At 58.9% G+C, this 14,863-nt stretch carries 12 protein-coding genes and 2 tRNA genes; all 14 read left to right on the top strand.

Translation table 11 applies throughout. The annotated features are described in order from the left end of the window. On the top strand, positions 1–1,174 hold a 1,174-nt coding region (gene fabF / locus ACE3NW_RS11640; protein ID WP_374283579.1), incomplete at its 5' end, for a beta-ketoacyl-ACP synthase II. A 92-nt stretch (positions 1,175–1,266) separates the two neighbouring features. Continuing rightward, positions 1,267–2,505 carry a serine hydroxymethyltransferase gene (gene glyA / locus ACE3NW_RS11635; RefSeq protein WP_374283577.1) on the top strand — a complete coding sequence of 413 codons (1,239 nt, stop codon included), beginning with the start codon at positions 1,267–1,269 and terminating at the stop codon, positions 2,503–2,505. A 399-nt stretch (positions 2,506–2,904) separates the two neighbouring features. Beyond that, entirely contained in the window at positions 2,905–3,396 is a 492-nt protein-coding gene (locus ACE3NW_RS11630; RefSeq protein ID WP_374283575.1) for a cytidine/deoxycytidylate deaminase family protein, read from the top strand. Continuing rightward, on the top strand, positions 3,389–4,531 hold the full coding sequence (ribD, locus tag ACE3NW_RS11625) for a bifunctional diaminohydroxyphosphoribosylaminopyrimidine deaminase/5-amino-6-(5-phosphoribosylamino)uracil reductase RibD (RefSeq protein ID WP_374283573.1): 1,143 nt from the start codon (positions 3,389–3,391) through the stop codon (positions 4,529–4,531). Before ACE3NW_RS11630 ends, ribD begins: the two co-directional genes overlap by 8 nt. A gap of 8 nt (positions 4,532–4,539) precedes the next feature. Continuing rightward, entirely contained in the window at positions 4,540–5,220 is a 681-nt protein-coding gene (locus tag ACE3NW_RS11620) for a riboflavin synthase (protein WP_374283570.1), read from the top strand. A 78-nt stretch (positions 5,221–5,298) separates the two neighbouring features. After that, a complete protein-coding gene (gene ribE / locus ACE3NW_RS11615) occupies positions 5,299–5,769 on the top strand; it encodes a 6,7-dimethyl-8-ribityllumazine synthase (protein WP_374283568.1) in 471 nt (156 codons plus the stop codon). 3 nt (positions 5,770–5,772) lie between these two features. After that, positions 5,773–6,270: a transcription antitermination factor NusB gene (gene nusB, locus ACE3NW_RS11610; protein WP_374283566.1), complete on the top strand. Its 498-nt coding sequence runs from the start codon at positions 5,773–5,775 to the stop codon at positions 6,268–6,270. A 14-nt stretch (positions 6,271–6,284) separates the two neighbouring features. After that, positions 6,285–8,807 carry a leucine--tRNA ligase gene (gene leuS, locus ACE3NW_RS11605; protein WP_374283564.1) on the top strand — a complete coding sequence of 841 codons (2,523 nt, stop codon included), beginning with the start codon at positions 6,285–6,287 and terminating at the stop codon, positions 8,805–8,807. Positions 8,808–9,083: 276 nt separating this feature from the next. Beyond that, positions 9,084–10,106: a DNA polymerase III subunit delta gene (locus ACE3NW_RS11600; RefSeq protein ID WP_374283562.1), complete on the top strand. Its 1,023-nt coding sequence runs from the start codon at positions 9,084–9,086 to the stop codon at positions 10,104–10,106. 203 nt (positions 10,107–10,309) lie between these two features. After that, a complete protein-coding gene (locus ACE3NW_RS11595; protein ID WP_374283559.1) occupies positions 10,310–11,002 on the top strand; it encodes a RadC family protein in 693 nt (230 codons plus the stop codon). A 26-nt stretch (positions 11,003–11,028) separates the two neighbouring features. Further along, complete coding sequence (gene lon, locus ACE3NW_RS11590) at positions 11,029–13,620, top strand: endopeptidase La (protein ID WP_374283557.1); 2,592 nt, start codon at positions 11,029–11,031, stop codon at positions 13,618–13,620. A 5-nt stretch (positions 13,621–13,625) separates the two neighbouring features. After that, positions 13,626–14,492: a peptide chain release factor N(5)-glutamine methyltransferase gene (prmC, locus tag ACE3NW_RS11585; protein ID WP_374283555.1), complete on the top strand. Its 867-nt coding sequence runs from the start codon at positions 13,626–13,628 to the stop codon at positions 14,490–14,492. A 136-nt stretch (positions 14,493–14,628) separates the two neighbouring features. Further along, a tRNA-Thr gene (locus tag ACE3NW_RS11580) sits at positions 14,629–14,704 on the top strand. Positions 14,705–14,751: 47 nt separating this feature from the next. Next, a tRNA-Tyr gene (locus tag ACE3NW_RS11575) sits at positions 14,752–14,837 on the top strand. Positions 14,838–14,863 lie beyond the last annotated feature (26 nt).

The raw sequence follows: 14,863 nt of genomic DNA, 5'->3' as shown, positions 1-14,863 counted from the left end.
GAAAAAACTGCTCGCAGGCGAGTCGGGCATCGCGCCCATCACGCTGTTTGACGCCTCCGCCTACGATTCCCGCATTGCTGGTGAAGTAAAAAACTTTGTGCCCGAAGACTTCATGCCCATGAAGCAGGCCCGGCGCATGGACCGCTTTACCCAGTTCGCAGTGGCTTCGGCCAAGATGCTGCTTGAAGACGCCAAGTATGAAATCACCGACGCAAACGCCTACGATACCGGCGTTATCCTCGGTGTTGGTCTGGGTGGTCTGCAAACCATCGAAACCTACCACAGCAAGCTGCTGGAATCGGGCCCCCACAAAATTTCGCCCTTCATGATCCCCATGCTCATTTCCAACATGGGTCCCGGCCAGATTTCCATTTTCACCGGTGCAAAGGGTCCCAACATTGTCACCACCACGGCTTGCGCCTCGGCTATCCACGCCCTTGGCACAGCCTACAGCGAAATGATTCTGGGCCGTGCCACCGCCGTTATTTCGGGCGGTGTCGAAGCTACTGTCACGCCTCTGGGTGTGGCGGGCTTTACCGCGCTCAAGGCGCTTTCTTCGCAGTACAACGACGAACCCACCAGGGCTTCGCGTCCCTTTGACGCCAAGCGCGATGGCTTTGTCATTGGCGAAGGTGCTGGCCTGCTGCTGCTTGAAACGCTGGAATCCGCCCAGGCGCGTGGTGCCAAAATTTACGCAGAAATGGTGGGCTACGGAGCTTCTGGCGACGCCTACCACATGACTGCCCCCTGCGACGACGGCGCAGGCATGGCCCGCGCCATGCAAAACGCCCTGCGCGAGGCGGGCATCGACGCTTCGGCCATTGGGCACATCAATGCCCACGCCACGTCCACCAGCCTCAACGACAGCACTGAAACCAAGGCCATCAAAACCGTGTTCGGCGCGCACGCCGGCAAGGTCAAGATTTCGGCCACCAAGTCCATGACCGGCCATCTGCTCGGCGCTGCGGGCGGCATTGAATCCGTGTTCACTGCCCTTGCCCTGCACGACGAAATGCTGCCCGGTACCATCAACCTTGAGAATCCTGATCCCGCGTGCGACCTCGACTACATGGCCGACGGTTCCAAACACATTGCCTGCGAATACGCCATGTGCAATTCATTTGGCTTCGGCGGAACCAACGCAAGCGTGATCTTCAAGAAGTGGCAGCAGTAACCGGCACAGTATCTATCGGTTTCTGCCCCCCTGTTTGATAATCCTCTGCCCGCCGTTGTGGCGGGCAGAACATTTCAAAAGGATGCGACGTCATGGACGAAATCCTGCTGCAAGACCCGGAACTGGCGCGAGCCATCGCCCTTGAATCCGACCGCCAGATGAGCAAACTTGAGCTCATCGCTTCTGAAAACTTTGTTTCCCGCGCGGTACGCGAAGCCCAGGGCAGCGTGCTTACCCACAAGTATGCCGAAGGCTATCCTGGCAAGCGCTATTACGGCGGCTGCGAATATGTGGATCTGGCCGAAACCCTGGCCCAGGACCGCGCCAAGCAGCTTTTTAACTGCGAATACGCCAACGTGCAGCCGCACTCGGGCTCACAGGCCAATATGGCCGCCTACCTTGCCTTCATGAAGCCCGGCGACACCATTCTGGGCATGAATCTTTCGCACGGCGGGCATCTTACCCATGGCAGCCCGGTGAACTTCTCTGGCCGCCTGTTCAACATCGTTTCTTACGGCGTGCAGCGCGAAACGGGCCGCATCGACTATGACGAAGTGGCCGCCCTCGCCCGCGAACACAAGCCCAACGCCATTGTGGCCGGTGCCAGCGCCTATCCCCGCGCCATCGACTTTGCCCGCTTCCGCGAAATCGCCGATGAAGTGGGAGCCAAGCTGGTGGTCGATATGGCCCATATCGCCGGTCTTGTGGCTGCTGGCCTGCACCAGAGCCCCCTTTCTTACGCCCACATCACCACCACAACCACGCACAAAACCCTGCGTGGCCCCCGTGGCGGCATGATTCTGTCTACTGAAGACATGGGCAAAACCCTGAACAGCCAGATTTTCCCCGGCATTCAGGGCGGCCCGCTCATGCACGTTATCGCGGCCAAGGCAGTTGCCTTTGGTGAAGCCCTGCGCCCGGCCTTCAAGAGCTACCAGCAGCGCGTGATCACCAATGCCGCAGTGCTGGCCAAGTATCTTATGGACGCCGGGTACGACCTGGTTTCCGGCGGTACGGACAACCACCTGATGCTGGTTGACCTGACCAACAAGGACATTACGGGCAAGGATGCGGAACACGCGCTTGATCAGGCGGGCATCACCGTCAACAAGAACACGGTTCCCTTTGAAACCCGTTCGCCCTTTGTTACCTCGGGTGTGCGTCTGGGCACGGCTGCCCTCACCACGCGCGGTATGAAGGAAGACGACATGCGCACCGTAGGCGCATTTATTGTTGAAGCCATCGAAAAGCGCAGCGATGCTGCTGCTCTGGATAAAATCAGCAAGAATGTTGAGGAATTTGCCCGTCAGTTCCCGCTATTCGCCTGCTAAAGGGCAGACATTCGGGCAGCCTTTCCCTTGCCCTGCCCCTGATAAAACATTTCAGGGAAACGGCATGGGAAGGGCTGCTCATCTTTGACAAAGCCCCGGTTTTGAGAAAAACAGGGGCTTTGCCTTGCGCGGGCGGTACGGTTAAAATGCGGTACACGTCCAGAGCCGCAAACGCCGCCTGACGCAGCATCACGGCAAAATGGCCCAGGCCCCGTGTTGGGAAATTTTGCCGTCAGGCAAGAAAGGCAAGAGCGCGGCGAAGAGCGTGTACTCTTTTGGTACACGACCAGAGCCGCAAACGCAGCCTGACGCTGCATCACGGCAAAATGGCCCAACACGGCAACTTGGCAATTGTCCAAGCCGTCTGTATAGTGCAGTGAATCATTTGGTGGGTGCTATATGCAGCGAATGCCGTGGCCGGAATATTTCATGAACATCACGTACCTTGTGAGTGGGCGCTCCACGTGCACACGACGCAAGGTGGGTGCTGTGGCGGTAAAGGACAAACGAATTCTTGCCACGGGCTACAATGGTGCTCCGGCGGGGGTTCCCCACTGCCTTGAGGTGGGCTGTCTTCGCGAGCAGCTGGGCATTCCTTCGGGCCAGAGGCACGAGATATGCCGAGGTCTGCACGCAGAGCAAAATGTTATCATTCAGGCTGCGGTTCACGGCATCAACATTAGCGGTGCTGAAATTTACTGCACCACACACCCGTGTGTGCTTTGCAGCAAGATGCTTATAAACTGCGGCATCCGACATATTTTTTATGCAGAATATTACCCGGACGACCTTGCTGAGCAAATGCTCAAGGAAGCTGGGATAATTGTGGAAAAACTGGATTTTACACCGCCTGTCATCAGTGCCCAAGCCGGAGTAGGCAGCCATGTCTGAACTGGATTATGTTCCCTTTATGCGTGAAGCCATCGCCCTTGCAGAAAAGGGACGGTGGCATGCCTGCCCCAACCCCACGGTGGGGGCGGTGCTGGTGCGTGACGAGCAGATCGTGGCACGTGGCTGGCATCATGCCGCAGGGCAGGACCACGCGGAAGTGGACTGCATCAAGGACGCTGCGGCCCATGGCATAGACCCGGCTGACTGCACGATGGTTGTCACGCTTGAGCCCTGCTGCCATCAGGGCAAAACGCCCCCCTGCACCGATGCGGTGCGGGCCGCTGGCATCAAGCGGGTGGTGGTTGGCCTTGCCGACCCCAATCCCGAAGCCTGCGGCGGTGCGTGCCAGCTGCGCGCCAGCGGCATTGAGGTTATTGAGGGCGTATGCGCCACCGAATGCCGCGACCTTATGGCCGATTTTCTGGTGTGGCAGCAGCACAAACGCCCCTATGTGATGCTTAAAATGGCCGCAACCCTCGATGGGCGCATTGCCACACGCAAGGGACAGTCCAAGTGGATCAGCTGCGAAGAATCGCGCAACGAGGTTCAGGAACTGCGCGCGGGCATAGGCATGTGCGGTGGAGCCATTCTTGTGGGCGGCGGCACGTTCAGATCTGACAACCCCCAGCTTACCGTACGGGGTGAAAATGCAGGCCAGCAGCCCCTGGCCTGCGTGCTTACCTCGCGCCTGCCCCAGCCAGATGCGGATTTTCATCTGCTCAAAGACCGCCCAGAGCAGACGGTTTTCATGGTTTCTCCGGCTGCGGCAGCCTCTACCACGGCCAAGGCCCTGCGGGATATTGGCGTGCGGGTTCTGGCCCTTGGCCCCGGCATGCACGGCGGGCCGGATTTTCCCGGTTTGCTGCGCACAATGTGGGAAGAGCTGCACTGCCCCTATCTGCTTTGCGAAGGCGGCGGCCATCTGGCACTGAGCCTGCTTGAAGCCGGGCTTGTGGACGATTTTCGCCTGCATCTCGCCCCCATGATTCTGGGTGACGAAGACGCCCTGCCGCTTTTTTCGGGCCGTGCGCCCCTCAGCCTTGATGAAGCCCTGCGCATGCGCGTGAGCAATACGCACGTGTGCGGCAATGACATACATATTCATCTGCGGCCTCTGGAAGCCGTCAAGGCATAGGCGGCGTCATGTTTACCGGCATTATCCAGGGTCAGGGCGAGATTCTTGCCCTGCGCGACAGCGGCACGGAGCGCAGGTTTACCCTGCGGCCCCTGTTCAGCCTGCCCTCCATTGTGGACGGCGAATCCATTGCCGTTAACGGGGCCTGCCTTTCGGTAGAAACCCACGGCGAGGGCGTATTCACGGCCTATGCCTCGGCAGAAACCCTTTCGCGCACCACCCTCGGCAAGCTCAAGGGCGGCGACATGGTCAACATGGAAAGGGCTCTGGCCATGGGCGACAGGCTTGGCGGGCATTTGGTGAGCGGGCATGTGGATTGCCTTGCCACGGTGCGCAGTGTTACGGGGGCGGGCCAGTCGCTGTGCTGCCGCCTTGCTTTTCCCAAGGAATACGGAGCCGAGGTCATTGCCAAGGGTTCGGTAGCGCTGGATGGCATCAGCCTGACAATCAATACGTGCGGGCCAGATTTTCTTGAGGTCAACATCATTCCCGACACGCAAAAGCGCACCACCATGCGCAACTGGCGGCCTGGAACACTGGTAAACATGGAAACAGACCTCATCGGCAAATATGTGCGCAGTCTTTTGGGGGCCTGGGCTCCCGGCGGCGGCGCGGCAGAAAAAGGCATGGATGCTGCCAAGGCCGGTGGCCTGAGCCGCGAGATGCTGCTGCGCAACGGTTTCATCTGACAAAAATTTCCCATTACCAAAAAATTATTATAAAACGCGTTTGCGCGCGGGCAGTTGCCGCCGCGCCAAGGAGTACCCATGAGCACTGTTACCACCATCGCCGGACAGTTGGACGCCAAAGGGCTGAAAATTGCCATCGTCGCCACCCGCTTCAATGATTTTATTGTCGACCGCCTTGTGGGCGGCGCGCAGGATTATCTGGAGCGCCACGGCCTTGATACCTCCAACATTACCCTGGTGCGTATTCCCGGCGCTTTTGAAATGCCGCTGGTCTGCCAGAAGCTTGTCAATTCCGGCAAGTACGATGGCGTGCTGGCCCTTGGCGCTGTTATTCGCGGCGGTACGCCCCACTTTGACTATGTGTGCGCCGAGGCCAGCAAGGGCATTGCCCAGGCCATGATGCACGCTGGCATTCCCATCGGCTTTGGTCTGCTGACCTGCGACACCATTGAACAGGCCATTGAACGTGCCGGTTCCAAGGGTGGCAACAAGGGCGTGGAAGCTGCCGCTGCCATGCTGGAAACCATCCGTGTTATGGAGCAGTTGTAATCCATGGCAAAAGCCAAATCAGCCACCCGCAGGGGCGAACGCGAACTGGCCTTTCAGGTTCTGTACGGCCTTTCCTTTACGCCTGCGAACGATATTGACGATCTGCGGCGTTTTTTTCGCATTTCTCCCGATTATCTTGCCCGCTGGCAGGATCAGGAACCGCCCGCCTATCCCTCTGGCTTTGCCTGGGAACTGGTGGAGGGTGTGTGGAGCAAAAGCGACGAGCTTGATGCCTCGATCACCAGCTTTTCGCGCAACTGGCGCGTTGACCGCATGGGCCGCGTAGAGCTGACCCTGCTGCGCCTGGCTGTGTACGAAATCATGTTCCGCAATGATGTGCCCGCCAAGGTTGCCATCAACGAGGCGCTGGAACTCAGCCGTCAGTTTGGCGAAGGCAATGCCAAAAGCTTTATCAACGGCATTCTCGATGCCGTGGCCAAGGCTCTGGAAACCGGCGGGATCAAACGCCCCGCCGCCGATTCTTCCACCATATCCGAGTAAACCGGTAAAGCCCCATGACGCACGAACGCTATAATCCGCAAGCAATCGAAGAAAAATGGCAGGCCCGCTGGCAGGCCGAAAACGCATTCGCCTGTACCGACAAAAGCGACAAGCCCAAGTACTATGTGCTAGAGATGTTTCCCTATCCTTCGGGCAACATCCACATGGGCCATGTGCGCAACTATGCCATAGGCGATGTGGTGGCGCGCAGCAAGCGCATGCTGGGCTTTAACGTGTTGCACCCCATGGGCTGGGATGCCTTTGGTCTGCCCGCCGAAAATGCGGCCATCAAAAACAACACCCACCCCGCCAAGTGGACATATGCCAACATTGGCAACATGCGCGCCCAGCTCAAGCGCCTGGGCTATTCCTATGACTGGGATCGCGAAATCGCCACCTGCCGCCCCGAATATTACCGCTGGGAGCAGATGTTCTTTTTGCGCCTGCTGGAAAAAGGCCTTGTGTACCGCAAAAAGGCCGCGCAAAACTGGTGCCCCTCGTGCCACACGGTACTCGCCAACGAACAGGTTATCGACGGCCTGTGCTGGCGTTGCGACAGCCGCGTGGTGCAGAAGGACCTGACCCAGTGGTTTCTCAAGATCACGGCCTACGGCGACGAACTGCTGCAAGATCTGCAAACGCTTGAAGGCGGCTGGCCCGACCGCGTTATTGCCATGCAGCGCAACTGGATTGGCAAATCCACGGGCGCGGCCATTACCTTTGGTATAGAAAACGCCGCCCTGCTGGCCGAGGGCGTCAAGGGCATCGACGTGTTCACCACGCGCCCCGACACCCTCTTTGGCGTCACCTTCATGACCCTCGCGCCTGAGCATCCCATGGTGGAAAAGCTCATCGAGGGTTATGAAAAAGCTGATGAAGTGCGTGCCCTTGTAGAACGTATCCGCAATATGGACCGCATCGACCGCCAGTCTGATTCGCTGGAAAAAGAAGGCATCTTTACCGGCGCATACGCCCTGCATCCCTTTACCGGGCAGCGCGTGCCGCTGTGGCTGGGCAACTTTGTGCTGGCCGATTACGGCACGGGCGCGGTCATGGGCGTGCCTGCGCACGACCAGCGCGACTTTGAATTTGCCCGCAAATACAATCTTCCCGTGCGCGTGGTCATCAGCCCCAAGGACGAGCAGATCAACCCCGACACCATGACCGAGGCCTTCACCGCCGAGGGCTTCATGGTGCAGTCTGGTTCCTTTGACGGCACGCCCAACGACGAAGGTAAGGCCGCAGTTGCCCAGGCTCTCGAAAAAGAGGGCAAGGGCAAGGCCACCACGCAGTTCCGCCTGCGCGACTGGAATATCTCGCGCCAGCGTTACTGGGGTGCGCCCATTCCCATCATTTATTGTGACAAGTGCGGCGTCGTGCCTGAAAAGGAAGAAAATCTGCCCGTGCTGCTGCCCATGGACGTGAAAATTCGCGAGGACGGACGCTCTCCCCTGCCGGAAACGCCCGAATTTGCCAGCTGCGTCTGCCCCAAATGCGGTGGCCAGGCCCAGCGCGAAATGGATACCATGGACACCTTTGTGGAATCCTCGTGGTATTTCGCCCGCTACACCAGCGCCCGCAATACCGAGGCCCCCTTTGATGCCGATGCCCTCAAGTACTGGCTGCCCGTTGACCAGTACATCGGCGGCGTGGAGCATGCCATACTGCACCTTCTGTATTCGCGCTTTTTCACCAAGGTGCTGCGCGACATGGGCTTTTTCCCCGCCGGGCTCGACGAACCATTTGCCAATCTGCTCACCCAGGGCATGGTGCTCAAAGACGGCAGCAAGATGTCCAAATCCAAGGGCAACGTGGTTGCGCCTTCGGAAATGATCGACAAGTACGGCGCGGATACCGTGCGCCTGTTCTGCCTGTTTGCCGCGCCCGCAGAGCGCGACTTTGACTGGTCTGATTCGGGTATTGAAGGTGCTTCGCGCTTTATTGGCCGCGTGTGGCGTCTTTTTGATGACGAAAAAGACCGCCTGCTGCCCCTCAAGGCCTGCCAGGCCACGGCTGACGATGCCCAGACAGAAGAAGCCCGTGATCTGCGCCGCCGTGAACACCTCACTGTCAAAAAGTGCGGCGAAGACATGGGCGACCGCTTCCAGTTCAATACGGCCATCGCCGCTGTGATGGAACTGGTCAACGCCATGTACCTCTCGCGCGAAAAGCTTGGCACCAGCGAGGGCGACCGCCGCGTGTTCTCATCGGCCATGGCTTCGGTGCTCACCCTGCTCTCGCCCATCACGCCCCACGTTTGCGAAGAACTGTGGCAGCGCCTGGGCCACGGCTCGGCCCTTTCCGGCGAGCTGCTGCCAGCCTGGGACGAATCCGCCACTGTTCAGGACATGCTTACCGTGGCCCTTCAGGTCAACGGCAAGCTGCGCGGCACGGTGCAGATTCCCGCCGCAGCCGACAAGGCCGTTATGGAACAGGCCGCCCTTGCCGATTCCTCTGTACAGCGCCACATTGATGGCCTTACGGTGCGCAAGGTGGTTGTGGTTCCCGGCAAGCTGGTGAATATTGTTGCCAACTAGACCCGCCGCCAAATAACACTGCCACAGCAGTCTTTATAATGACGAAGGGGCGTTTTTTCATTTGCGAAAAAACGCCCCTTCTTTCTGTTACCCCTTCCCCGCTATCCCATTTATACTTATAATGACATCGGTTGGCTGTGTTGACTGCCATAAGGCACGCAATCAACGGCGGCGGCACGCATCTGGCTGCCATCTGCCCGGTACGGGTCAGTATCCGGCTCACAGCAGCTACCGTGCAGAGCAGTTTTTTAACAATTTTCAGCACCACGGAATCACATGAGCGCGGCACATCCCGGTTTTACCTTTCTTGTATGCCCAGACGGGCAGTTGCTGCGCGCGCGCATGGAGCAGCTTCTTTCTTCGTTTCCGCCCGCATCGGGCCAGTGGGAGCGCCATGTTTACTGGGGCGACGAGGAACCCTCGCCGCGATTCTGGGAGCAGCTCACCTTGCAGGGCCTGTTTGGCGCGCCGCGCGTGCTGGTGGTGCGGCAGGCAAACCTGTGGCCCGCAGCCGTATGGAAAAAGGTTTCGCACGCGCTGGCGCGGCCTTCGGAACAGTGCTGGCCTTTTTTCTGCATGGAAGTGGCGTGGGACAAGGGCCAGCCCAAAATTCCGGCCCATATTGCCAAGCTGCGCTGCATGGCCTTTGCCGACCAGCAGGGCTGGATATGGCGGCAGGACGGCCTGAACGAAAGAGCCGTAAAAAAACATGTTTTGCAACGCTCCAACGAACTGGGCCTGCGCTTTGAGCAGGATGCCCTGGAACAGTTCTGCGCCTCTGTGCCGCCCGATGCGCAGGCCATTGAAAACGAGCTGCACAAACTGCAACTGTTGCGCAACGCAGCGCTGGATGTTGCTGGCGGCTCTCAGACTCCGGAATCGGGCAACATCACCCTGGCCATGACCGCCACGGCTTCATGGAATCCGGAATGCAATGTTTTTGATTGCATCCGCCACATGGAGGCGGGCAACCTCACCGCCGTGTGGAAGGAACTTTCGCGCAGCCAGGACGGTGACAGCCTGCTTTTTTCTCTGCTTGCCCTGCTGGCCCGCGAATTGCGGCTGCTCTGGCAGTTGTGGGCGGGCGAAAAGGTGCGGGTACACCCCAACGAAGCGGCTTTCAAAAAACAGCTGGCTACCCGCCTTGGCCCGGCAGTGCTGGCCGAATGCATATCTACCGTTATGGATGCGGAATTGCAGGTAAAAAGCGGACGCCGCTCGCCAGCGCAAAGTCTGGACTACCTTGCGGCGCGCATGACTGATCTTTTTTCCACGGGGCGCACGCGCGCCACAAGCTGACAGACCAAGACAGGGCCAGCCACCCCCGATTCTCTGGTGGGGGCTTGCCAATGTTCATTTCGTAAATATTTTGCGTTGACGCCAACTGCACCACAACTGTCAAAGCCCATTTTTGCACGGATCATGCACCGCAGACGGTTTACGGGTACGGCCCGCCTTTCGTCGGCCCTGCCCCTTGCGCAACCTTCAAGACTGCTTAACTTATGACAGCAAAGCCAACTTCCACCCCGCCCACCAGCCAGGGGCACCGTGAGCGGCTGCGGCAAAGACTTGAAATTGAACCCACGGCAGTGGCAGACTATGAAGTACTGGAACTGCTGCTTGGTTATGGCCTGACCCGAAAGGACACCAAGCCGCTGGCCAAGGAACTGATACAAAGGTTCGGGAACATTCGGGGCGCGCTGGACGCAAGACCGGAAGAACTGCTTGAGATTCCCGGTTTTGGACCGGGCCTGGTGGCCTTGTGGCGGGTGCTGGGCGAGACACGGGCGCGCTATGCAGCGGCAGAGGTGCGCCAGAGAGAAGTTTTGGCAACCCCGGAGGCCGTGGCCCGCATGGCTCAGGCGCGGTTAGGCACAAGCCCGCATGAGGAATGCTGGCTGGCACTGGTGGACAGGCGCAACCGCCTGATGGCCTGGGAACGCTTGCGTAGGGGCGGCATTGCAGAAGTTGCAATCTATCCGAGGGACGTACTTGAAGCGGCCCTGCTGCGAAAGGCCAGCGGCATCATACTGGTACACAACCATCCCGGCGGCAATCCCGCGCCGTCGCAGGAAGACCGCCTGCTCACGGAAGAACTTCAAAGACTGGCGCCCCGCATGGGGCTGCGCTTTCTGGATCATGTCATCGTTACGGATGGAGACTGCTACAGCATAACGCAATCGCAACGCATTTGACTCGAAAGCAGTCGGGGAGATTATATATGGCTGACATCAATGAAAAAGATATTTTGCTGCACCAGGGTGAACCCGCTGAGGCAGAGCCCGCCATTGATACGGAGCAGGGCAACACCGAGCTGAGCGCGGCCGAAGGGCTGGAGCACGAGGGCGGCCTGAACACGGCTGCACAGAGCATTCCCGATACCCTGCCCGTATTGCCCGTGCGCGATGTGGTGATCTTCAACTACATGATTCTTCCGCTTTTTATCGGGCGCGACAAATCCGTTCAGGCGGTGGACGCAGCCCTCAAAAACGGGCGGCATCTGCTGGTGTGCGCGCAAAAAGAAGAATCCACCGAAGACCCCAAGCCGGAAGACCTCTACGAAGTGGGCACGGTGGTACAGGTTATGCGCATGCTCAAGATGCCCGATTCGCGGGTAAAAATTCTTGTGCAGGGCGTAAGCCGCGCACGCGTTGCGGGTTACCGCCAGGTGGAGCCATTTCTTGAAGCACGCATCGAAACCCTGCCCGAACAGATTCCCGTGGTGGATGCCACAGTGGAAGCCCTGCTGCGCTCTGTGCGCGAGCAGAGCGAGAAGGTGCTGACCCTGCGCGGCCTTTCGTCGCCCGATGTGCTCTCTGTTTTGCAGGGCGTGGACGATCCCGGTCGGCTGGCCGACCTTATCGCCGCCAACATGCGTATGAAAACTGCCGACGCGCAGCGTATTCTGGAGGCAGAAAATCCCATCGACCGCCTCATGCTGGTCAACACCCAGTTGCAGCGCGAGGTGGAGGTGGCCACAGTACAGGCGCGCATCCAAAGCTCGGCACGCGAGGGCATGGACAAGGCGCAGAAGGATTATTTTCTGCGTGAACAGCTCAAGGCCATCCGCAGCGAGCTGGGCGACAAGGACGAAGACGGCGAGCAGGAGCTGGAAAATCTCAAGCTGGCCCTGGACAAGGCCGGTCTGCCCAAGGACGTGCGCAAGGAAGCCGACAAGCAGCTGCGCCGCCTTTCGAGCATGCACGCCGATTCATCCGAGGCCAACGTGGTGCGCACCTACCTTGACTGGCTGGTGGAACTGCCGTGGAAAAAGATTTCGCGCGACCGGCTCGACATCGTCAACGCCAAGGAAATTCTGGACGAAGACCACTGCGGACTGGACAAGATCAAGGATCGCATTCTTGAGTTCCTGAGCGTGCGCAAGCTCAACCCGCAGTCCAAGGGGCCGATCCTCTGCTTTGCGGGCCCTCCTGGAGTGGGCAAAACCTCGCTGGGGCGCTCCATTGCGCGGGCGCTGGGCCGCAAATTTCAGCGGCTTTCGCTGGGCGGCATGCACGACGAGGCAGAAATTCGCGGCCACAGGCGCACCTATATCGGGGCCATGCCTGGTCGCATCATTCAGGCGCTCAAGCAGGCTGGCACGCGTAACCCGGTGATTGTACTGGACGAAGTTGACAAGCTGGGTGCAGACTTCAGGGGCGACCCATCCTCTGCCCTGCTGGAAGTGCTTGATCCGGAACAGAACAACACCTTCAGCGACCACTACCTGAACGTGCCCTTTGATCTTTCAAAGGTAATGTTTCTGTGTACGGCCAACCATCTGGAGACCATTCCTGCGGCCCTGCGCGACCGCATGGAAGTCATTTCGCTGCCTGGCTACACCATGCAGGAAAAGGCCCAGATCGCGCGCATCCATCTGCTGCCCAAAAAGATCGAAGACAACGGCCTTGCACCCAAGGACGTGGAACTGACCGAGGCCGCACTGGAAAAGGTTATCAAGGAATACACGCGCGAGGCTGGCCTGCGTAATCTTGAACGCGAGCTCTCGTCCATTTGCCGCAAGCTGGCCCGCCGCAAGGCCGAGGGCAAAAAGCCCCCCTTTGCGGTGGACGTGGCCGATGTGGAAAAACTGCTGGGGGCCCCGCGCTTTATTGAAGATGAAAAGGAAAAGAAGCTCATGCCCGGCATGGCTCTGGGGCTGGCCTGGACACCCGCTGGCGGCGAAGTGCTCACGGTCGAGGCTACGGTAATGAAGGGCAAGGGCGGCCTTACCCTTACCGGCCAGCTTGGCGATGTCATGAAGGAAAGCGCCCAGGCAGCCCTGAGTTACATCCGCAGCCGTGCGGATGAGCTGGGCGTGGACCCCGAATTTGTGACAAAATACGATCTGCACGTGCATGTGCCTGCGGGCGCAACACCAAAGGACGGCCCCTCGGCGGGCGTTACACTGACAACGGCGCTCATTTCCGCGCTCAGCGGGCGTCGCGTTCGCGCCGACCTGTGCATGACCGGCGAAATAACCTTGCAGGGGCGCGTGCTGCCCGTGGGCGGCATCAAGGAAAAGATTCTTGCTGGCGTGGCGCGCGGCCTCAAGCATGTGGCCATCCCGCACCAGAATGTCAAAGACCTTGAAGACGTGCCCAAGGAGCTGCTCAAGCGCATCACTGTACACCCGGTTCACCATTATGATGAACTGCTGCCCCTGGTTTTTGAAACAAAGGGCGGACGCGGCAGCTCCACCGCTGGCAAAACTGGCGGCAAGGGCAAACAGGAAGAACCCGCCGGCGTGGCAGCCAAGGCCAAATCTGCTGGCAGCAAAGGCGGTAAAAGGCCTGCCGAAGCCGGAGCCTGAGAGCCGTGCGTCTCAAACAATATCTTGATGAAGCAACAGCGCAACTGACCAAGGCGGGGGTGGACAGCCCCCGCCTTTGCGCAGAAGTGCTGGCACGCGAGGCTCTGGGGGGCGAGGCATCAGGTTCTGCCCGCCTTTTTTGCATTTTAGAGGCCGGGCGCGAGGTAGAGGGCGATGTGCTTGCCAGCTTGCAGGCGCTTGTTGCCCAAAGGGCAACGGGCCAGCCTCTGGCACAAATCATTGGCCGCAAGGAATTTTATGGCCGCGATTTTGCGGTTACCCGCAACACGCTTGTTCCTAGACCAGAAACAGAACTGCTTGTGGATTGCGCCCTTGAACTGCTGCCCAAAACACAGCTGCACTTTGCCGACCTGGGCACGGGTACTGGCTGCATTGGCCTGACCCTGCTGGCAGAAAACGCTAACTGGCAGGGGCTGCTGCTCGATATTTGCCCCCACGCCACAAGGGTTGCCGCCACAAATGCCCAAAACATCGGCGTGCAGGACCGCGCCACAGTTTTGCAAGCCGACATGCGCAACCCACCGATCAAGCCTGAATCATTACAGCTTGTTGTGAGCAACCCGCCCTACATTGCCGAGGCAGAGCGCCACATGGTTATGGACGAGGTGCTGCACAACGAACCCCACAGCGCCCTGTTTTCTGAAAACAACGGGCTGCTGCACCTGGCAGCCGCCATCAATGCGGCAGCCTGCGCCTTGCAAAAAGGCGGCCTCGTACTGCTTGAACACGGCGCTGCGCAAGCAAAAGCCGTACATGATCTGCTTGCGGAAACAGGAATTTTCAAAAAAATTGAAAATAAACGGGATATTGCCCATCTAGACCGTTGCACTTTAGCTCGTAAAGGGCTATAAGGCCAAATCGTTTCCGCGCTGGTAGCGCGAAAAACGGTAAAAAGCAGCACGGCTCACTAGAATTTGAAAAAAATTGAGCCAAAGCGAAAATTTTACTTGCCAAGTGAAATGAAAGTCGCTAATAAGCTGTGTTGCCGCTGGCGTAGCTCAACTGGCAGAGCAGCTGATTTGTAATCAGCAGGTTGCGGGTTCGAGTCCCATCGCCAGCTCCATGAGAAGCTGAACGAAGATCGGACAAACCGACCTTTGCGGCAAGAGTGGAGGGGTTCCCGAGTGGCCAAAGGGAACAGACTGTAAATCTGTCGTCGTAAGACTTCGGTGGTTCAAATCCACCCCCCTCCACCACCACTTTTCCGTCGCCAAATACTGGA

This window comes from Desulfovibrio sp., from assembly GCF_041907885.1.
Lineage (GTDB): Bacteria > Desulfobacterota > Desulfovibrionia > Desulfovibrionales > Desulfovibrionaceae > Desulfovibrio.
This window is presented reverse-complemented; position numbering and strand designations above follow the sequence as displayed.